The sequence below is a fragment of the Brevundimonas sp. MEB006b genome (genome assembly GCF_030209705.1).
GTDB lineage: Bacteria > Pseudomonadota > Alphaproteobacteria > Caulobacterales > Caulobacteraceae > Brevundimonas.
In genome coordinates this window covers 157322-175829 of sequence record NZ_JARVRL010000006.1, presented here as the reverse complement: position 1 = coordinate 175829, position 18508 = coordinate 157322, and the positions used below count along the sequence as shown (strand labels likewise).

Here is an 18508-nt window from a genome sequence, read left to right as displayed (position 1 = left end):
GTCATGTGACAGGAGCGAACGGTCCGACCACCCATTCCATCACACGCCAGTCGCTGTGAGGCGCGCGTCGCCAGACCTGACGATAGGTGGCGTAGACGCTCTGCCCCTGGCGATCAGCAGGTCGACAGGAGGCAAAGCCATCGACTTCGACGACCGTCGACGAGACCCCATGGACCCTGCCAGGCTCGAAACTTAATCCAGTACATTCGCCTTCCCGGGCGATCAAGAAGTCGGTTGCACCGCCTTCATCATGGCCGACGCGGTTTCTTGGAATGTCGCGCCCTGCCCACTGAAGACGGGTCCAAGGATCAACCCCCGTAACTCGCCGCCACTCCAGTCGTTTGCGAGTAATCGAGTCATCGTCCAAGATTCGCAAATTCTGCCTCGCGCGACTGAAGACCTCAGCCGCCGCCATCTCGTCGCCGCTAAATCGAAAACAATTCGATAGTCGGAACACGCCGTCGGGCGCGACCTCTCCTGAAATCGCAGCGCAAGCCGGGAAAAGCGGCTCAGCAAGCTTGGCTGCAAGTCGTGCGAAAGAAACGATCGCATTGCTCTCACAGCTGCTTGACGACAGTTGCTTGATCCTCGCCCGCGATCGATTGTCAGGAGAGGGCAGCCCGATCTCGGCGAAGATGGCTCCACCATCCATACAGACATCGATGGGCGCAGGCGTTCTGACCTCCACGGGAACGAGCAACTCGTCGCCAGCCTGCTGGATTTGCCGCCAAGCCTCCTGCGGTACATCGGCAGTCATCTTGCGGTTGGCTCCAGACGACACTTCCACCGATGGGCTGTGACCGGGACGTCTGACAAAGGCGACGGCGGGTAAGCCTCCCCCGCCCTCGAGGTAGAAGGCGCGATAGACCTCGACGCCGTCGGCTGTCTCAGCCTGCAATGGCTTCACGTCCAATGCGGCCCTCAGTGCGGCGCGCCCTTCTTCGGTACACACCTCACCGTGTCTCGCCCCTGTGCAGTTCGCAGTCGACGGGGCCGCCACGGAGGCCTGCAACATGAGCGCTATGATTAAAGACATCGGCATCCTCCGGACGCCATATGTCTATGTTCGCCACCTCATGTCGATCATCCCATTCTTCCAAACAGAGAACGGCGAACACAACCAGCTTTAGTTCTGTGATTGATCGGACGGCCGGAGATGATGCTCTGAGCCACCCCGCGCTGCATCCGCCAGGGCGAAGAACCGCTCCCGAACCTCGGCCGCGAACGGGTTGTCGCGTTCGATGGCGCGGAAGACGGCGGGGCTGTCGTGGCGGACCATGTCGACGGCCTGCATCAGCCGGTCGAAACTGGCGGTGGTCATGCGCGTCGGCAGGGGCTCCATCGCCATCAGGACGCGGGCGATCAGATGGGTCAGACCCTGGACCGTCGCGGCCTCGCGGTCATGGTCCTCGGGGCTGACCTGAAACACCTTCAGCCTCAGCGCCCGGCGGCAGAAGGCGGCGACGCGGCGGGCGTCTTTTGCACCCCTTACCTCGCTTACGGCGATGCGCAGGCCCGCGATACCGTCCTTGCCGCTCTGAGGACCGAACAGGGGGTGGGTTCCCACGATCCGCAAGCCGGGCGGCAGGAGTTCATCCATCGCCCGCGCCGGCTTCACCTTCACCGAGCCCACGTCGACGACCAGGGCGTCGGGCGCCAGATGCGGGCCGATGGCGATCAGCGTCGTCTCCAACGCCTCGACCGGCACGGCCAGCACCACCGTCGGACAGGCGGCGGCGGTCGCCAGATCGGTCAGGGACGCGAGGCCTTCGCCATCGCTCGCCGCCGGATCATGCGCCAGGATATCGAACCAGACAGACAGATGACGCGCCGTCAGCCGCCCGAAGGCGCCGAAGCCGATCAGGCCGAGCTCTTCCCTCACAGCGTCTCCATGAACCGCACCGGCCGCCCGTGCGCCGATCCGATCAGTTCGCCGTCCTGCATCACCACCCGACCGCGCACGATCGTCGCCATCGGCCAGCCTGTCGCCTCCACCCCATCGAACGGAGTCCAGCCGCAGCGCGTCGCCTGCTGTTCATGGGTGATCGTCCGCTTAGACTTCAGATCGACGATGGTCAGGTCGGCGTCATAGCTGACGGCCATCCGCCCCTTGTTGGCCGTACCGAACACCCGCTGCGCGCCCGCCGAGGTCAGGTCGATGAACCGCTCCAGCGACAGTCGCCCATTGGCGACATGGGTCAGCATCAGCGGCACCAGCGTCTGCACCCCCGGCATGCCGGACGGCGAGGCCGGATAGGGTTTGGCCTTTTCTTCCTTGGTGTGCGGCGCATGGTCGGAGCCCAGCACGTCGGCGACGCCCTGCTGCATGCCCCACAGCCACAGCGCGTCCACATGCTCCTGCGACCGGATCGGCGGGTTCATCTGGGCATAGCTGCCCAGCCGCTCATAGGCTTCCGGTCCGACCAGGGTCAGATGCTGGGGCGTGATCTCGACGGTGGCGACATCCTTGTGGAAGCGCAGATATTCCATCTCGTCCCTGGTCGTGACGTGCAGCACATGGATGCGCGCGCCCGTCTCCTTGGCCAGGCCGACCAGGCGCCGGGTCGAGCGGATGGCGCTTTCGGCGTCGCGGACCTCGGGGTGGCTGGTCCAATCGCCGGTGCGGGCCAGGCCGCGCCGCTCGACCAGGCGGTATTCGTCCTCGGAGTGGAAGGTGGCGCGTCGGCGCACGTTCGACAGGACCTTGCGCACCCCCTCGTCGTCGGCGATCAGCAGGTCGCCGGTCGAGGCGCCCATGAAGACCTTGACCCCGCAGCAGCCGGGCAGACGCTCCAGTTCGCCCAGATAGTCCGCGTTCTCATGCGTGCCGCCGACGTAGAAGGCGTGGTCCGTCCACATCCGATCCTTCGCCCGCGCCAGCTTGTCGGCCATGGTGTCGGGATCGGTGGTGTTGGGATTGGTGTTCGGCATTTCGAACACGGCGACGACCCCGCCCAGGGCCGCCGCGCGCGACCCGGTCTCCAGATCTTCCTTCCACTCCAGCCCCGGCTCGCGGAAATGGACCTGGGTGTCGATCACGCCGGGCAGGACGGTCAGGCCCGTCGCATCGAAGACCTCGCCCGCCGAGGCCTGGCTCAGGTCGCCGATGAAGGCGATCTTGCCGTCGATCACCCCGACATCCGCCATGCCCCGTCCCGCATGGTTCGCGACCTCGCCGCCACGGACGATCAGGTCATAGGTCTGGGTCATGGGGCGGTTCCTGGGGGATGAGCGATGCGCTCTTACTATATCTCCGCTCATCCCCGCGAAAGCGGGGACCCAGCGCTTTGGGCGCGCTGTCGATGGCCGAAGGCTTCTCGCGGCAATATTGCGAACGAAACATCTGGGTCCCCGCTTTCGCGGGGATGAGCGGATGCAAGGGGTGCTAACCCCGCGCCTTCAACATCCGCTGCGCCGCCTTCAGCACCCGCTCCCACGGCAGGTCCATCATATGCTGGATCGCCTGGTTCAGGCGCGGATCCAGCTTCTTGAACTCTTCATAGGTCCGCGGCCCGCGCACGGTCTCCCCCTTCCAGGGTCCGCGCACGGTCTCGTCCGACGGCCCGAAGGCGGCGACGACCGGCGTGCCCGAGGCCACGGCCAGCTGGGTCCAGATCGAGTCCGCCCCGATGTACAGCACCGACGTCGACAAGGCCGCCACCGTCTGCAGCCGCGTCAGCTTGCCTTGAAGCTCGATCACCCGCGCGCGCGGCACGGCGTAGCGGATCGTGTGCGCCGCCTCGCGGTCGATCTCCTCGCCCACGATCATCAGCCGCCCGCCCGCCAGAGGCCCGTCGTCGGCCAGCAGCTTGGCCGCGACCTTGGCGTAGCGTTCGGCCGGCCAGCGCTTGCCCATCCATTCCACGCCCGGCCCGACCGCCAGGATCGGCCCCTCTCCGCCCGTCGCCGGGATCAGCGCCTCGACCTGGCCCTGCGTCTCGTCTGACACGTACAGTTTCGGCGCCGGTATCTCGTCCGGCTCCAGCTTCAGCACCGCCGCCGCCGCCTCGACCGCATGCAGGCCCGGCTGATCCTTGCCCCGCACTGCGCGCTTGTGCCGCCTCAGCTTGCCCGACAGGTCCGAGCCGCGCATGTCCACGACCAGACCCCATTTGGTCGCCCGCACCTGGTTCCACAGGGCGATCCATTCGAAATGGCCTTCGCGCTCCAGCACGATCAATTTCGTCAGGCGCGGCGTATCGGCGAACAGCGGCGCGCTGGCGGCCGATCCGACGATGGTGAACGTCGCGTGCGGCAGGCTTTCGACCAGATGCGCCAGCACGCCTGAGGACAGCACGGCGTCCTCGGCGTCCGCCTCGGCGATGTACAGGATGGGAAACCGCCCGATCATCCGTCGACGGATACAGGGATTCTATCTGCGGTTCAGCGCCAAACGCGTGTTTCCACAGGAAGCCCCCATGCGCTACAGCGACGCGCATGAGCCAGACGCCCGACGCCGCCGCGGATTCAGAAGCCGCCGCCGCCCTTGAACGCTTCAAGGCCCAGCGCGTAACGGCCATCTACCGACTGGACCTGATCGCCAAGGGTGCGACGATTTCCTACGAGGACGGCACGCCGATCGACATGGCCTCCGAAAAGGCCCGCCTGGAAGCGGTCGTCGCCGACATGGACCGCCGCATCGCCCGGCTGGAGCGTTCAGCCGGGTGAGCCTGCCCCTTCTCCCCGGCCGGACCTGCGGCGGTTGCGTCGAATGCTGCCGGGTCATTCCGCTGGATCTGCCGGAACTGGCCAAGCCGACGGGCGAACTGTGCGCCTATTGCGTCGACGGCGCCGGCTGTTCGGTCCATGAGATCCGGCCGAACACCTGCCGCATCTGGTTCTGCCTGTGGCGCGTGGTCGAGCTGTCGGACGACTGGCGACCGGATCGCAGCGGCGTCATCGTCCGCCCCGACGGCGTCGAGGATGGGGTCATCACCCTGTATGTCCTGCGCCGCTCCGACTTCCTGGCCTCGCCCGACTTCTTCGTGACCGTCGCCGGCTGGGTCGCGGAAGGGATTGAGGTCGCGCTCAGCATCCCCGGCCCGGTCGGAACCTATCCGGCCCGCGCGGTCGTCACCGATTGGCTGCGTCCGGCCATCGAGGATGGCGACACTGACGCCTTCACGACCCGTGTCCTGATGTCCCTCGACACCTTGGCCGAACACGATTTCCAGCCGGACGGCGTCGTCGCACGATATGCAGTGACAACCCAGGATCGTCCGAAAGCTTAGCCGAAGCTTAAGCCCTTGGCGCTACGATAGAATCCGTAACGCCGTCGCTGGAAAGGGCACGCCGTCGATGCAGGCCTGGGACGCGCTGAAACGACCGATCTGGATGTTCGATCCGGTCGCCCTGCGCGGCGTCTACGCCAATGCGGCCGCGCTCGACCTCTGGGGCTCCGACAATCTCGACGCCCTTCTGGCGCGCGACTTCACCAATGTCTCCCCCGCCGTCCTGGCCCGGACCGAGCGTCTGGCGCGCGAGACGGCCAATGGCGAGATCCTGACCGAAGACTGGACCTTCTATCCCCACGGTCGACCGCTGACGGTGTCGGCGGTGATCTCGACCTATCGCTTGACGGACGGCACGCCGGTCCTGCTGTTTGAGGCCGCGCCCATTGCGGTCGAAAACGAGGAGCGTCGCGCGGTGGAGGCGTTGCGCCACACCTCGACGCTGATCACCCTGTTCGACAGCGAGGCCCGCCCGATCTTCTCCAATCCGTCGGCCTTCGCCGCCTACGGATCGACCGCGCACCCCTTCGAGGCCCGGTTCGCCGAACCCGAGCGCGCCCAGCCCATGCTGGCGACCGCCCTGTCGGGGTCAGCGATTTCCGACGTCTGCGAGATCATCACGCGAGAAGGCGTGCGCTGGCACCATCTCGACGTTCGTCTCGTGACGGACCCCGTCACGGGCCATCTCGGCGTCTTGCTGAACGAGATCGATGTGACCGACCGCGTCGAGGCCGAACAGGCCCGCGTCGCCGCCGAGCAGAAGACATCGATGGCCGAGGCCCGGCAGAAGTTCCTGACGGACATGTCGCACGAACTGCGCACGCCGCTGAACGCGGTCATCGGCTTCTCCGATCTGTTGTCCAAGGCCGGCCTGCCCGACGAACAGGCCGATCAGGTCGCCCGCATCAACGGCGCGGGCCAGCGCCTGTTGTCCGTCGTCAACGATATGATCGACCTGTCGGCCGACAACGTTGTTCCCCTATCGCCCTCAGACACCCCGGCCGAGCCCGCCCCGCCAGCCAATGAGGACGCCCCTGCCCTGCGCGTCCTCTATGTCGACGATCACGACAGTAACCGCGCCCTGGTCATGGCGGTGTTGACGGCCCAGGGCATCGCCTGCGCCACCGCCAACGACGGAGAACAGGGCGTCGAGGCCGCCCGCACCGGCGACTGGGACGTGATCCTGATGGATATCCAGATGCCCGTAATGGACGGCGTCGAGGCGACCCGCGCCATCCGCGCCCTGCCCGGCGTGACAGGCCGCACCCCCATTCTGGCCCTGACCGCCAACACCCTGCCGGAACAGCTGACCCAGTACGAACAGGCCGGCATGGACGACTGCATCGCCAAGCCGATGAACATCGTCGATCTGGTCATGCGCGTCACCGCCTGGGGCGCCAGCGACTGGCGCACCTTTGATCCCCGCCTTGAAGACGCGGCGGCCGCTGTCGCCTAAATTCGGCGCGGCGTCTTCTGAAGCCACGCCGTCAGCCCTATCTTCGCCCCATGCCCATCGCCCGTCTCGACAGTCGCGCTCTGATCTCGGTAACGGGCGAGGAGGCGAAACCCTTCCTGCACAATCTGCTGACCCAGGATGTGGAGACGCTGGTCGACGGGGAACTGCGGTTTGGCGCCCTGTTGTCGCCGCCCGGTCGGCTGCTGTTCGACCTGTTCCTTTGGGGACAGGCTGACGGCGTTCTGCTGGATGTGGCGACTGAGCGTCGCGACGCCCTGATCCAGCGCCTGTCGATGTACAAACTCCGCGCCAAGGTTCAGGTCGCCGCCGACGACCGCCCGGTCTTCGCCAGTTGGCCACAAGCCGCCGAGGGCTTCATCTCCGACCCCCGCACCCCCCTGATCGGCGGCCGGCTCTATGGCGAGGCGACGCCGGACGCCAGCGAGGCCGACTACCACGCTCACCGCCTGTCCATCGGCCTGCCCGACCCCACCGCCGACGCGCCCCAAGACAAGACCTATCCGATCGAGGCCGACTTCGACCTGCTGAACGGCATCGATTTCCAGAAGGGCTGTTTCGTCGGCCAGGAGACGACCTCGCGCATGAAGCGCCGGGGCACGATCAAGAACCGGATGCTGCCGCTGGACTTCGACGGCCCTACCCCCGCCTTTGGCGCCGAGGTGCTGAAGGGCGAACTGCGCGCGGGCGAGGTGCTGTCCGGTCGCGACGGATCGGTCATGGCCCTGCTGCGCGTGGACCGGATCGACGGCGACCTGACCGTGGACGGCCGCCCCGTGCGCTTGCGTCATCCCGCCTGGATGGGCGAGGACGTTCTCCCCTCCTCCAACGCGTGAGTCCCCCATGAAGATCGCCGATCAGATCGTCCTTGTCACCGGCGGAGCGCGCGGCGTCGGCGCCGCCTGCGTCCGCGCCTTCGCCCATGAAGGCGCTCGCGTCGTCATCAACTGGAGGAACAGCGGCGAGGCCGCGAACGCCCTGGCCGCCGAGATCGGCGAGCGCGCCCTCGCCCTCCAGGCCGACGTGACCGACCGCGCCGCGGTGGACGCCATGGTCGCGGCCGCGCAAGGCCACTTCGGCGCTCCCGTCACCACCGTCGTCAACAACGCCCTAGACTACAGCTTCAATGGCGACGCCCGGTCCCAGATGACCGCCATCGGCTGGGACGAGATGGATCGTCAGTTCTCGACCGTCGTGCGCGGCGCCCTGAACCTGATCCAGGCGACCGCGCCCGGCATGGCCGCGGCCCGGTTCGGCCGCGTCGTCAACATCGGAACCAACCTGTTCCAGAACCCGGTCGTCCCCTACCACGACTACACCGCCGCGAAGGCCGCCCTGCTCAGCCTGACCCGCACCGCCGCCGGCGACCTCGGCCCTGACGGCATCACCGTCAACATGGTCTCGGGCGGTCTCCTGCGCACCACCGACGCCAGCGCCGCCACGCCCGAGGCCGTCTTCGACCTGATCGCCGGCATGACCCCGCTGCGCAGCGTCACGACCCCGCAAGAATTCGCCGACGCCGTCCTCTTCTTCGCCTCCCCCTGGAGCCGCGCCGTGACGGGTCAGAACCTGGTCGTTGACGGCGGATTGGTGCGGGACTGAAATGACGACCGTCTCCTCCCCACTTCGTGGGGAGGTGGCGCGGCGCTCCTTAGCGCCGTGACGGAGGGGTTCTTCACCACATCACAAGCGCCCGTGGGACTTTAAGAGCCCCTCCACCGCTTCGCGGTCCCCCTCCCCATTTCATGGGGAGGAGACGGTCTCCATCCTATTTGCTCAGTACATTTCTTCAGTTTTCAGGGCCTTACTCGCCACCAGCGTCAATCGACCGACCCCTCCTCCAAACGCCCATATAATGCGCAGGTTTAGGACCGGAGGAGACGAAAACTTGGACTCGTTGGACTCGCTGGACTGTTTTTCACTGTCCAACGCCGCCCCGCCAAATTGCACTTTCTTGCACTTTGCACGCGTTTCGGAGGGTGCAGTGCAATTTCGCCGCTCCCCCAAGATCAGACAATTAGACACTTTAGACGGTGTTTTTCCGCCGCCTGCGTCTCAAATCCCGCCTTCCCCCAAAATCGACCGCCCGGCCACCATCACCCCATGACCGACTCACATGCCGAAGGCCGATGCGGCTGGTGCGGGACCGACCCGCTCTATGTCGCCTATCACGACGCCGAATGGGGCGTGCCCGAGCGCGATCCCCGCGCCCTGTGGGAGAAGCTGGTCCTCGACGGCTTTCAGGCCGGCCTCGCCTGGATCACCATCCTCAGAAAACGCGAGGGCATCCGCGACGCCTTCGACGGCTTCGACCCCCAGATCGTCGCCCGCTATGGCGAGGACGACATCCAGCGCCTGCTGGGCGACGCGCGCATCATTCGCTCGCGCGCCAAGATCAACGCCGCCATCCAGGGCGCCCAGATCTGGCTTCAGATGCGCGATGACGGCGAGGACTTCTCAGAATGGCTCTGGTCCTTCGTCGGCGGCGAACCGATCCAGACGACCCACGCCGACTATCGCCAGGCCCCGACCCAGACCGAACAGTCCATCGCCATGGCCAAGGCGCTGAAGAAGCGCGGATTCAACTTCTGCGGCCCGGTCATCGTCTATGCCTTCATGCAGGCTGTCGGCATGGTCAACGATCACCAGACGACCTGCTTCCGTCACGCCCAGGTTCGTGCGATGGCGAGCCATGGCTAAAGCCCCCGCAAATTCGAAAGCCTTCCCCACTCTCGCTCTCGAGACGGTTCTGATCCAGCGCGTCAACGGTCACGTGTGCGGCGTGGACGAGGCCGGGCGTGGTCCCTGGGCCGGGCCGGTCTCGGCGGCGGCCGTGATCCTGAACCCCGACGACCTGCCGCCCGGCATCGACGATTCCAAGGCCCTGACCGAAAAGCGCCGCGCCGCCCTGGAGCCCGAGATCAAGGCCCGCGCCGTCGCCTGGGGCGTCGGCTTCGCCTCGGTGGACGAGATCGAGGAACTGAACATCCTGCACGCCACTGGTCTGGCCATGTGCCGCGCCATCGAGGCCTTGCAGGTCCGGCCGGTCGCCGCCCTGGTCGACGGCAACTATCGCTTCAAGCTTCCCTGCGAAATCCAGACGGTCGTCGGCGGCGATGGACTGTCGCTATCCATCGCGGCGGCCTCGATCCTGGCCAAAACCGCGCGAGACCGGTTGATGATCGATCTGGATGCCCAATATCCCGGCTACGGCTTCGCCAGCCACAAGGGCTACAACGCCCCGATCCACCAGAACGCCTTGAAAACCCTGGGCCCCTGCCCCGCCCATCGGCGCAGTTGGTCCCCGATCAAGGCGCTGTTGCAGGAGGCCTGACGCCGTCTCAGATGTGCAGGAAGCCGCCCAGCAGCGCGCCCATCAGGGCCGCAACAGCCGCCCCGGCGATCGCCATCATCCAGCGCGGCGGCGGCGCCACCTCGGGCTCGACATCGATCTGTTCGATGGGTTGAGCAGCTTCGACCGGCCGCGTGTAGCGCGCGGCGTTGTGGGTGAAGGTCGCATCCGCCGTCCGCGGCGCCCACGAGCGCGGCTCGGCCGCCGCACGCACACGGTAGTCGTCGGGGCGATCAGTCTTGGGGGCGGTATACTGGTGCGGTTGCATAGTCCCACAACGGCACGCAGCGATTCGCGTTCCGCCCTACCCTCCGTTGTTTTTATTGGTGTCTATGCGGCCACGGGCAAGGAGACCGGCCGCTCTGTCACCACGAACAGGTGCTCGACATTCTTGAGCCGCCCGACCTGCCCGACCTTCTCTCCCTTGGGATTATGGATCCCGATCCGGGCGCCGACGTATCGCGGATGCGCCACCTCAAGGACCTGCACATGACCCCGCGCCGAAAGCATCTCGACCAGTTCGGCGCGGCTCAGATACCCCTCGTCGTTGAAGCTGACGATCAGGTTCGGCGCCTTGACCCGCTCGATCACGGTCCGCAGCGCCGGGCCGATGCCGGGCCGGCTGTTGAAGGCGCTCTTGCGCGTCCTCACGTCCACCCGCTTGTTGGCGACCCCATAGGTCTCGGGCCGGTCCCACAGCACCAGGCTCTCCCAGCAATGGTAGTTCCCAAGATAGGAATGCTGGTTGTAGGGCGGATCCAGATAAACCAGATCCGCCTCGACCTGTTCGGCGATCTCGACCGCATCGCCCTGCGTCGCGCGGCACGGCCCGTCCACCGCCGGGACGAGGTCCGGCGTGCGCAGCTCCAGCGTCTTCAGCGCCCTCGGCGCCCACTGCTTCATATAGGCCATCTGAACCCCGGCGGTGGAATCCACCCGATCCGCCGCCTCCATCAGGCTGACCAGGGCGATGGCCTTGAGTTCCGGTTCCAGTCCCATGGCCTCGATCCGGTCGCGCATGGCGTCGATCCGCGCGCCGTTGTCCGGGTGGAAATACCGCGCATCCTGACAGAAGGCCTGGGTGAACCAGCCCGCCTCGGGCTTCACTGTCCGCAGCTCGGCCAGCACGACCTCGGCCCGCTCGACCCACCGCTCTCGATCCGCCTGGACATAGGTCGTCGCCAGAGCATGGGCATAGGCGTTCAGGTCGTTCGACCACACCTGAAACCCCTGCTTCTTCAGGGCGTGCCCGACCCGCGCCGTGCCCGAAAACAGATCGCACACCCGCCCGCCCTGCGGCAGCACCCCCGCCACCGCACCCGTCACATGCCCCAGCAGGGCGCGCTTGGAGCCGATATATTTGATCATGACGCGGCCCGACTCATCGCGGCATCATAGCGGCTGTCGCGGGGCGCGCGAAGTTGCCCGGATTGTCGGGATATAAACGCCGCGCCTAGCTTCAAGCCAACGCCCGGTCCATGCTCGGTGCGACGACTATGGAGAAGGCGCGTGCCCCACAATGAAACCCATCGGGTCGATCGGATCGGCTGGCTCAGGGCGGCGGTTTTGGGGGCTAATGACGGGCTGGTGTCGACGGCCAGTCTGGTCGTTGGCGTCGCAGCGGCGGCGACCGGTCATGGCGGCATTCTGATCGCGGGCGTCGCCGGATTGGCGGCGGGCGCGATGTCGATGGCGGCGGGCGAGTATGTCTCGGTCAGTTCGCAGTCCGACACCGAAAAGGCCGATCTGGCGCGCGAGGCCGTCGAACTGGCCGGCGATCACGAGGCCGAGACGCGCGAACTGGCCGGCATCTATGTCGGGCGAGGCGTCGCGCCGGATCTGGCGACCGAGGTGGCGCGTCAGATGATGGCGCATGACGCGCTGGGCGCCCATGCGCGCGACGAGCTGGGTATTTCGGAGATCACCACCGCGCGGCCGATCCAGGCGGCGCTGACCTCGGCGATCACCTTCTCGGCCGGGGCCGCCCTCCCTTTGGTCGTCGCCGCCGTTGCGCCGTTGGACACGCTGGCGATCTGGGTCGCGGCTTCCGCCCTGTTGGGCCTGGCTGTGCTGGGCGCCCTGGGCGCACGCGCGGGCGGCGCGCCGATCGGACGATCGGTCCTGCGCGTCGTCTTCTGGGGCGCGCTCGCCATGGCCATCACCGCAGGCGTGGGCCGCCTGTTCCACATCGCCGCCTGATCAGAACCGCGCCGTCAGGGCCAGGCGGGCGGTGACCGGTCGTTGCGGGGTGCTGATGTCGCCCGAGGCGTAGAAGGGATTGCCGAAGGTGAAGGTGTCGTCGCTGCGGTTGAACAGATTGTCCACCGACGCCCTGATCGCCCAGCGATCGATCTCCACGCCGACGCCCAGCGAACTGGTCAGATAGCCGGCCGAGGCGCCGGCGGAGGTCGGCGACAGGGCGATATCGGTCGGGCCGACATAGCCCAGGCGAAGCTCCGAACGCACCGTCGCATGCGCCAGATGCGCCTCATGCACGACGCCGCCCTGCACGCTGAAATCGGCGACCGCCGGCAGGCGTGTGTCGGTGCCCAGCGCGAAACCGGGATCGGGTCGGGTCAACTCTGGATCATTGACGACGGCGTGCGCATCCAGCGTCCATGGGCCTTCGCGCCATTCGACCTCGCCCTCGATGCCGCGATTGCGCCCGTCGCCCAGATTGGCGGTGAAAGGCAGACCCCGGGCGTCGAACCGGTCCGACTGGATGTTGCGCCAATCGGCGACGAAGACCGCGCTTCGCCCGCGCAGGCGCCCTTCGAACAGGGTGAAGCGCGCGCCCGCCTCGCCGGCGACGATCTCGTCCGGCTTCACACGCCGCGCGGGTTGCTGATCGCCAGCCGGCACGGCGCCGGCGTTGAAGCCCGGCCCGCGATAACCCTCGGTCGCCAAGGCGTAGAAGACGAAGGGACCGCGATCGTATTCGATCACCAGACGTGGGGTGATATCGATCAGAGCGTCGTCTCCAGACACCTCCGTCGGATCGCCGTCGGTTTCGCTGCGATGCTCGACCCCGATGCGGAACAGCCGAGCGCCGGCCGTGATCTTCAGGCGGTCGGTGAGCGCATAGGCGGCGTCGCCGAACAGAGCCGCCTCGTCCACATGGTCGCGCCTGTGCTGTCGATAGACCTCCGGCCCGCCCTGCCCGTCCGAGATCGCGACGGTGCGAGTGTGAGTGTATTCCGAAAAGAACAGCCCGGCGCTCCATCTCAGCCGCCCGCCGAAGTCGCCGTTCAACCGCACCTCATGCACCGCTGCCGACAGGTCGTCGGTCTGATCCAGCGCCGATGTTCCCGTAAGCCCGAACAGTCCGGCCGCAGGCGTCGCATCGTAGCGCGCATCGAGGCCGTGCGACTGAACGCTGGATGAGGCCCGCAGCCGCGCCCAGCCCAGATCCCCGTCCACCGAGGCCCAGACGCCGTCGAAATCGTTGCGGCTGGGCTCCAGCAGGCTGCGACGACGCGCATAGGGGTCGTCGGCGCCCAGGTTGGCGTACTGGCTGTCGTCGACGTCGATGGTCTGGGCCAGGAAGCCCGCCTTCAAAGTCCAGCCGGGGTTCAGACGCAGCAGCGCCGCCGCCCTCAGCCCCTGCCGATGCATGCCGCCGGTATTGCTCAGGCTAAGGGCCTCGTCATCGACGTAGCCCCCGACCGTCTCGTCATAGCCGACGATCCGGACCGCCAAGCGATCGCGAAGGATCGGGGCGTTGATCATCAGCTCGACGGCGTCGCCCGGCGCGCCGCCGGCCGTCAGAGCCCCCTCCGCCGTCACGCGCCCATAGACGCCGTCCAGGTCCGGCGCGCGGCTGACCATCTGAACGACGCCGCCCATCGAGCCGGCGCCGTACAGCGCCCCCTGCGGCCCGCGCAGAACCTCGACCCGTTCGATGTCGGCCAGACGCAGCGCCGGGTCAGGCGCGTCATAGGTCAGGCGCACGTCGTCGAGATAGAGCCCGATCAGGCTTTGCGCCTGTCCCGCAACGGGTCCGTCCGCCAGGCCGCGAATGAAGAGCTTGTCGCGTCCCGGCCCCAGGTTTGTGACCGTCAGGCCGGAGACGCGGGCAGCGACGCCGTCGAGGTCGCTGACCCCGGCCCGTTCCAGCGTCACCCCGTCCAGCGACGACAGGCCGTAGGGGGCGCGCGACAGCAGCAGATTGTCCGTGCGTGACGCCGTCACCACGACTTCATCTAGCGTCGTCGGGGTGACGGGCGCGGGCGGCGCTGCGATCGTTCGCGCGACGACAGGCGGCGAGGCGGCGACCCGCACGATCCTGTAGGCGCCGTCGCCGACGCGGGTCGCAACGCAGTGTGTGCCCAGCATCAGCCTCGACAGGGCGGCATCGACTGAAAATCGGCCCCTCACGCCGCGCGTGGGGCCGCATCGCTCGGTTCCGGCGGCGTCGATGCTGACGCCCGCCTGCAGACCGAAATCGAGAACGGCGCTCCGCAACGGCTGCGGCGAAACCGACACCTGAAGCGCGGAACGCCCTTGGGCCATGCCGATCGACGGCGTGGTCACACCGCAAACGAAGACCAGGGCGCAGAGGAAGGCTCGTACCAAAAGGCGACGTCCGAAGCAGGTTCAGCGCCGTTCTAGACGAACCCCTTGCGGCCCGCGAGTGGCCTTGATCGGCAGGAACCGTTCCAGCCGGCCGATCACAGCCGCTTCGTCATCAAGCACCAGCGTGCCGGAGAAGCGCAGGTTCGCCGCGTTCGGCGCCACGGTCACCGGCGTGGCGAAGGCGCGGCTGAGGTCGGCGGCGATCTCTCGCAGCGGCCGATCGTCATAGGCCCGTCGGCCCTGGGTCCAGGCGGCGGCGGTGCGGACATCGACGGGGGCCACGGTCATCCGGTCGTCGGCATCGTCGCGCTGGACCGACTGACCGACCGTCAGACGCACCCGCCGCGCGGGCTGTTTTAGGTCGCTGACCTCGACGACGCCCCGCAGCACCGCCACCTGGGTGTCAGCGGCGGATCTGCGGATGTTGAAGGCCGTGCCGACCACGCGCACCTGGCTTTCGCCGACATCGATCAGGAAGGGTCGGCTGGCGTCATGCGCGACGTCGAAGGTCGCCTCGGCCTGATCCATGTGCACCAGGCGCCGTCCCCGCTCCATCTTCACCGACAGGGTCGAGCCGCCGTTGATCTGAAGCCGCGATCCGTCGTCCAGCGTCACCGACCGCGTTTCGCCGGGCGCGGTGCTGTAGATCACGGTCGGCGCGGTTTGCAGCATCGGACCCAGGAAGATCGCCGCAGCGAGGGCCGCAGCCATCGCCGGGACCACCACCATCCATCGCCGCCCCAGTTCCTTAGGCCGCTCGCGGTGCGCCGACAGGTCGATGACTGGCGCCGGCTGAAGGTCGGACAGGTGGCCCGACGCCGCCCACAGCCCCTCGGCCTCGTCAAAGGCGCGCCGATGGGCCGGGTCTTGATCGAGCCATACCGTCGCCGCGTCGATGTCCGCAATCGTCACGTCATCGGCGCGCAGACGCACGACCCAGGCGGCGGCCTGGGCAGCGATCTCCTCGTCCTTGATGACGTCGTCCTGGGTCATGATCCGGTCCGGGCCCGAGCGGGCTTTGGGGGAGAGACGACGCGGTCGCGCCGCATCCTCAATGAAAAATGGCGAAATCCGGTCGTCATGGCCAACCGACTCGCAGCAGCAGTTCCTTCAGCGAGGCGGAAACGTATTTTTCGACCGCGCTGCGCGAGACGCCCATCCGTTCGGCGACCTCGGCCTGGCTGAGCCCGGCCATCTTGTGCAGACGGAAGGCCTCTGCGGCCTTGGGCGGCATCCGATCAATCGCGGCGACCACTTTTTCGAGCTTGAGCCGCGCCCAGACAGCGTCCTCGGCCGACGGCGCATCCTGGGCTTCGGCCGCATCATCGATAGCGGAAGCGCGTCGCCATTCCAGATCGCGCGCGCCGGCACGACGCTGCGCCTTGGACGCGTCCAGGGCCAGATTGGCGGCGATCCGATAGAGGAAGGCCTGCGGGTGGCGGACCTCGGCGGCGGCCTCCTCGGTCATCGATTGCAGCCGCATCCAGACATCCTGCGCCAGATCTTCGGCCGCAGCCGACGATCCCGTGCGCGCTGTCAGAAAGCGCACCAGGGCCGGGCGGCTGTCCAGCCACGCGTCCGCCAAGGCTTGCCGCGCCGGTCGGCTCGGGTCGTGCTGAGGGGGACCGGAAGAGGCGTTCACCACCCCATCGTGGGTTGCCGCGCCCTCTGCGGCAACCGCGATTGCGACGGCGAAAGATTTTTTTGTGGGGGGCGCCGCACCGCGTCGTCTCTGGCCCGAAGTCCCCCTGGCCCGAGGCCCGTATGTTTCCACTCCGCCTGTCCGAAGACGCCGATCCGATTCGGCCGCGCGCGCGCCGCACGCTGTCGTCGCGCATCATCCGGTTCGACGACCCCTGCCGAGGCGAACGTCGCCGCGTGGAGCAGTTCATCGAGGCGGCCTATGCCGAGGCCTATGGCGGCCAGATCCAGGCCCATTTCCCGACCCTGATGAGCGTTCAGGACGAGGCGGGCGTCATCTACGCCGCCGTCGGCTTTCGGCACGCCGCCGAGGCGCCTCTGTATCTGGAGCAATATCTGGACGGATCCGTGGAAACGGTGCTGAGCCGGGCCATCGGCGCCGTCATCGACCGCACGCAGGTGGTCGAGATCGGCAGCCTGGCCTCCAGCGGACAGGGCGCGACCATCTTCCTGTTCGCCGCCATGGCCCATCATCTGCAGTCCGAAGGTCTGAGGTTCGCCGTCGCCACAGCGACCGACGAACTGCGCCGCATCTTCCACAAGGCCGGTCTGGGCGCGCTTCAACTTGCGCGCGCCGATCCGCGCCGCCTCGACGACGGCGGCGGCAGCTGGGGCGCCTACTATCAGACCGATCCGGTGGTGCTGGCCGGCTCGATCGACGCGGCGACCGCGCCGCTGGATCACTTCTCCGAAACGGCGCCGGTCGGACGGGCCGTCCGCACCCGCCTGCACTACGAGGATCGCTCATGAGCGCCGTTCTGGACGCCCTGTCGCGTCGCGCCAGCTCCACGCCTGATGATGTGGTGATCCAGTGGGCCGAGGGTTCGCTGACGGCGGCCGAACTGCTGGCGCAGGTCGGTCAGCTGGCGACCGCCCTGGCCGACGACCGGTCTCCGGTCGGCGTCCTGCTCGATAATGGGCCGGCTTGGGTCGTCGTGGATCTGGCGTTGATCCTCGCCCGGCGGCCGAGCGTGCCGATCCCGCCCTTCTTCACGGTTGCTCAACGCGATCACGCCCTGGCCGATGCCGGCGCGGGGCTGCTGATCACGCCGGGCGCTCCGGGCGAACTGACGGCGGGCGGCGCGCCGATCCGGCTGACGCCGACAGAGCCGCCGGTGCGCGATCTGCATCCCGGCACGGCCAAGATCACCTACACCTCCGGCTCGACCGGCGCGCCCAAAGGCGTCTGCCTGTCTCAGGATCAGATGGAGGCGGTCGCCGCCTCTCTGGTTCAGGTCCTGGGCCGGGATCGCGCCGGGCTGCATCTGCCAGTGCTGCCCTTGGCGGTGCTGCTGGAGAATGTCGCCGGCCTCTATGCGACGCTTCTGGCCGGCGGCCGCTATCACGCCGCCAGCCTGGCCGAGGTCGGGATGGGCGAAGCCTTCCGCCCCGACTTTGTGCGCCTGCTGACCACCGTCGTCCAGACCGGCGCCACGACCTTGATCCTCGTTCCGGAACTGCTGCGCGGCCTGATCGCCGCCCAAGGCGCGATGCGGCTGGATCATCGGCTGGAGATGATCGCGGTCGGCGGCGCCCGGGTGTCCCCGGCCCTGCTGGAGGCCGCCGCCAAGGCCGGCCTGCCCGTGGTCGAAGGCTATGGCCTCAGCGAATGCGCCTCGGTCGTGGCGCTCAACAGTCCGGACGACGCCCGCCCCGGCACGGTCGGCCGACCGCTGCCTCACCTTGCTGTCCATCTGGCCGACGACGGCGAAATCCTGGTCTCGCCCCATCCCTTCCTCGGCTACGTCGGCCAAGCGCCTGCGCCGGAGCGTCTGCACACAGGCGACATCGGCCGCTTCGACGCCGATGGACGGCTCAGCATCGAAGGCCGCAAGGCCAACACCCTGATCACCGCCTTCGGCCGCAACGTCGCGCCTGAATGGGTCGAGAGCGAGCTTCTGGCCGAGCCCCACATCCTTCAGGCGATGGCGATGGGCGAGGCGCAGGCGTCGTTATCGGCCCTGATCGTGGCGACGCCCAACGCCGAACCGGCTCAGGTCGAAGCCGCCGTCGCGCGCGCCAACGCCCGCCTGCCCGACTACGCCCGCATCGGCGACTGGCGTCTGGTGCCGCCCTTCGATCCCGCCGCCGGTCAGGTCACCGCCAACGGTCGTCCGCGTCGCGAGGCCCTGCTGCGCACCTACGCCCCCTCCCCCTCGCAAGCCGCCTGAGAGT

General features: G+C 67.7%; 19 protein-coding genes. 10 read left to right on the top strand and 9 right to left on the bottom strand.

Annotation, left to right across the window (positions count from 1 at the left end; translation table 11 throughout):
- Nucleotide 1: 1 nt before the first annotated feature.
- The 4 genes from QRN13_RS10530 to QRN13_RS10515 all read right to left on the bottom strand — a co-directional run bounded on the left by QRN13_RS10530 (nucleotide 2) and on the right by QRN13_RS10515 (nucleotide 4351).
- Nucleotides 2–952 carry a hypothetical protein gene (locus QRN13_RS10530; RefSeq protein ID WP_284877882.1) on the bottom strand — a complete coding sequence of 317 codons (951 nt, stop codon included), beginning with the start codon at nucleotides 950–952 and terminating at the stop codon, nucleotides 2–4.
- Nucleotides 953–1126: 174 nt separating this feature from the next.
- Nucleotides 1127–1882 (bottom strand): prephenate dehydrogenase/arogenate dehydrogenase family protein, encoded by a 756-nt coding sequence (locus QRN13_RS10525; protein WP_284877881.1) that lies wholly within the window; start codon nucleotides 1880–1882, stop codon nucleotides 1127–1129.
- Nucleotides 1879–3210 carry a dihydroorotase gene (locus tag QRN13_RS10520; protein ID WP_284877880.1) on the bottom strand — a complete coding sequence of 444 codons (1332 nt, stop codon included), beginning with the start codon at nucleotides 3208–3210 and terminating at the stop codon, nucleotides 1879–1881. Before QRN13_RS10520 ends, QRN13_RS10525 begins: the two co-directional genes overlap by 4 nt.
- A gap of 175 nt (nucleotides 3211–3385) precedes the next feature.
- The gene (locus QRN13_RS10515) at nucleotides 3386–4351 is read right to left on the bottom strand and encodes a glycosyltransferase family 9 protein (protein ID WP_284877879.1); all 966 of its coding nucleotides are present in this window, start codon (nucleotides 4349–4351) and stop codon (nucleotides 3386–3388) included.
- 86 nt (nucleotides 4352–4437) lie between these two features.
- Between QRN13_RS10515 and QRN13_RS10510 the strand changes: the two genes are divergently transcribed.
- The 7 genes from QRN13_RS10510 (at nucleotide 4438) to rnhB (ending at nucleotide 10039) form a co-directional block, all read left to right on the top strand.
- Nucleotides 4438–4668 carry a hypothetical protein gene (locus QRN13_RS10510; protein ID WP_284877878.1) on the top strand — a complete coding sequence of 77 codons (231 nt, stop codon included), beginning with the start codon at nucleotides 4438–4440 and terminating at the stop codon, nucleotides 4666–4668.
- Nucleotides 4665–5231, top strand: coding sequence for a hypothetical protein (locus QRN13_RS10505; protein WP_284877877.1), 567 nt, complete (start codon nucleotides 4665–4667; stop codon nucleotides 5229–5231). Before QRN13_RS10510 ends, QRN13_RS10505 begins: the two co-directional genes overlap by 4 nt.
- A 67-nt stretch (nucleotides 5232–5298) precedes the next feature.
- A complete protein-coding gene (locus QRN13_RS10500) occupies nucleotides 5299–6687 on the top strand; it encodes a response regulator (protein WP_284877876.1) in 1389 nt (462 codons plus the stop codon).
- A gap of 50 nt (nucleotides 6688–6737) precedes the next feature.
- Nucleotides 6738–7541 carry a CAF17-like 4Fe-4S cluster assembly/insertion protein YgfZ gene (gene ygfZ, locus QRN13_RS10495; protein ID WP_284877875.1) on the top strand — a complete coding sequence of 268 codons (804 nt, stop codon included), beginning with the start codon at nucleotides 6738–6740 and terminating at the stop codon, nucleotides 7539–7541.
- Between the two features lie 7 nt (nucleotides 7542–7548).
- On the top strand, nucleotides 7549–8307 hold the full coding sequence (locus QRN13_RS10490) for a 3-oxoacyl-ACP reductase (RefSeq protein WP_055753254.1): 759 nt from the start codon (nucleotides 7549–7551) through the stop codon (nucleotides 8305–8307).
- 501 nt (nucleotides 8308–8808) lie between these two features.
- Nucleotides 8809–9405 carry a DNA-3-methyladenine glycosylase I gene (locus tag QRN13_RS10485; protein WP_284877874.1) on the top strand — a complete coding sequence of 199 codons (597 nt, stop codon included), beginning with the start codon at nucleotides 8809–8811 and terminating at the stop codon, nucleotides 9403–9405.
- Nucleotides 9398–10039 carry a ribonuclease HII gene (gene rnhB / locus QRN13_RS10480; protein ID WP_284877873.1) on the top strand — a complete coding sequence of 214 codons (642 nt, stop codon included), beginning with the start codon at nucleotides 9398–9400 and terminating at the stop codon, nucleotides 10037–10039. The genes QRN13_RS10485 and rnhB overlap by 8 nt, the downstream gene beginning before the upstream one ends.
- Nucleotides 10040–10046: 7 nt before the next feature.
- Here rnhB and QRN13_RS10475 read toward each other — a convergent pair whose 3' ends face one another.
- Both QRN13_RS10475 and QRN13_RS10470 read right to left on the bottom strand, forming a co-directional pair.
- Nucleotides 10047–10325 carry a hypothetical protein gene (locus QRN13_RS10475; protein ID WP_284877872.1) on the bottom strand — a complete coding sequence of 93 codons (279 nt, stop codon included), beginning with the start codon at nucleotides 10323–10325 and terminating at the stop codon, nucleotides 10047–10049.
- A gap of 62 nt (nucleotides 10326–10387) precedes the next feature.
- On the bottom strand, nucleotides 10388–11425 hold the full coding sequence (locus tag QRN13_RS10470) for a DNA adenine methylase (protein ID WP_284877871.1): 1038 nt from the start codon (nucleotides 11423–11425) through the stop codon (nucleotides 10388–10390).
- Nucleotides 11426–11566: 141 nt separating this feature from the next.
- Between QRN13_RS10470 and QRN13_RS10465 the strand changes: the two genes are divergently transcribed.
- Nucleotides 11567–12256 carry a VIT1/CCC1 transporter family protein gene (locus QRN13_RS10465; RefSeq protein ID WP_284877870.1) on the top strand — a complete coding sequence of 230 codons (690 nt, stop codon included), beginning with the start codon at nucleotides 11567–11569 and terminating at the stop codon, nucleotides 12254–12256.
- On the opposite strand, the gene QRN13_RS10460 is transcribed toward QRN13_RS10465, so the two are convergent.
- The 3 genes from QRN13_RS10460 to QRN13_RS10450 all read right to left on the bottom strand — a co-directional run bounded on the left by QRN13_RS10460 (nucleotide 12257) and on the right by QRN13_RS10450 (nucleotide 16274).
- On the bottom strand, nucleotides 12257–14590 hold the full coding sequence (locus tag QRN13_RS10460) for a TonB-dependent receptor (protein ID WP_284877869.1): 2334 nt from the start codon (nucleotides 14588–14590) through the stop codon (nucleotides 12257–12259).
- A 63-nt stretch (nucleotides 14591–14653) separates the two neighbouring features.
- The gene (locus QRN13_RS10455; RefSeq protein WP_284877867.1) at nucleotides 14654–15625 is read right to left on the bottom strand and encodes a FecR family protein; all 972 of its coding nucleotides are present in this window, start codon (nucleotides 15623–15625) and stop codon (nucleotides 14654–14656) included.
- An 85-nt stretch (nucleotides 15626–15710) separates the two neighbouring features.
- Nucleotides 15711–16274, bottom strand: a complete 564-nt coding sequence (locus tag QRN13_RS10450; protein WP_284877866.1) for an RNA polymerase sigma factor — start codon at nucleotides 16272–16274, stop codon at nucleotides 15711–15713.
- A gap of 122 nt (nucleotides 16275–16396) precedes the next feature.
- On the opposite strand from QRN13_RS10450, the gene QRN13_RS10445 reads away from it, so the two are divergent.
- Nucleotides 16397–17083 (top strand): thermostable hemolysin, encoded by a 687-nt coding sequence (locus tag QRN13_RS10445; protein WP_284877865.1) that lies wholly within the window; start codon nucleotides 16397–16399, stop codon nucleotides 17081–17083.
- The gene (locus tag QRN13_RS10440) at nucleotides 17080–18504 is read left to right on the top strand and encodes an AMP-binding protein (RefSeq protein ID WP_284877864.1); all 1425 of its coding nucleotides are present in this window, start codon (nucleotides 17080–17082) and stop codon (nucleotides 18502–18504) included. The genes QRN13_RS10445 and QRN13_RS10440 overlap by 4 nt, the downstream gene beginning before the upstream one ends.
- The last annotated feature ends 4 nt before the right edge of the window (nucleotides 18505–18508 follow it).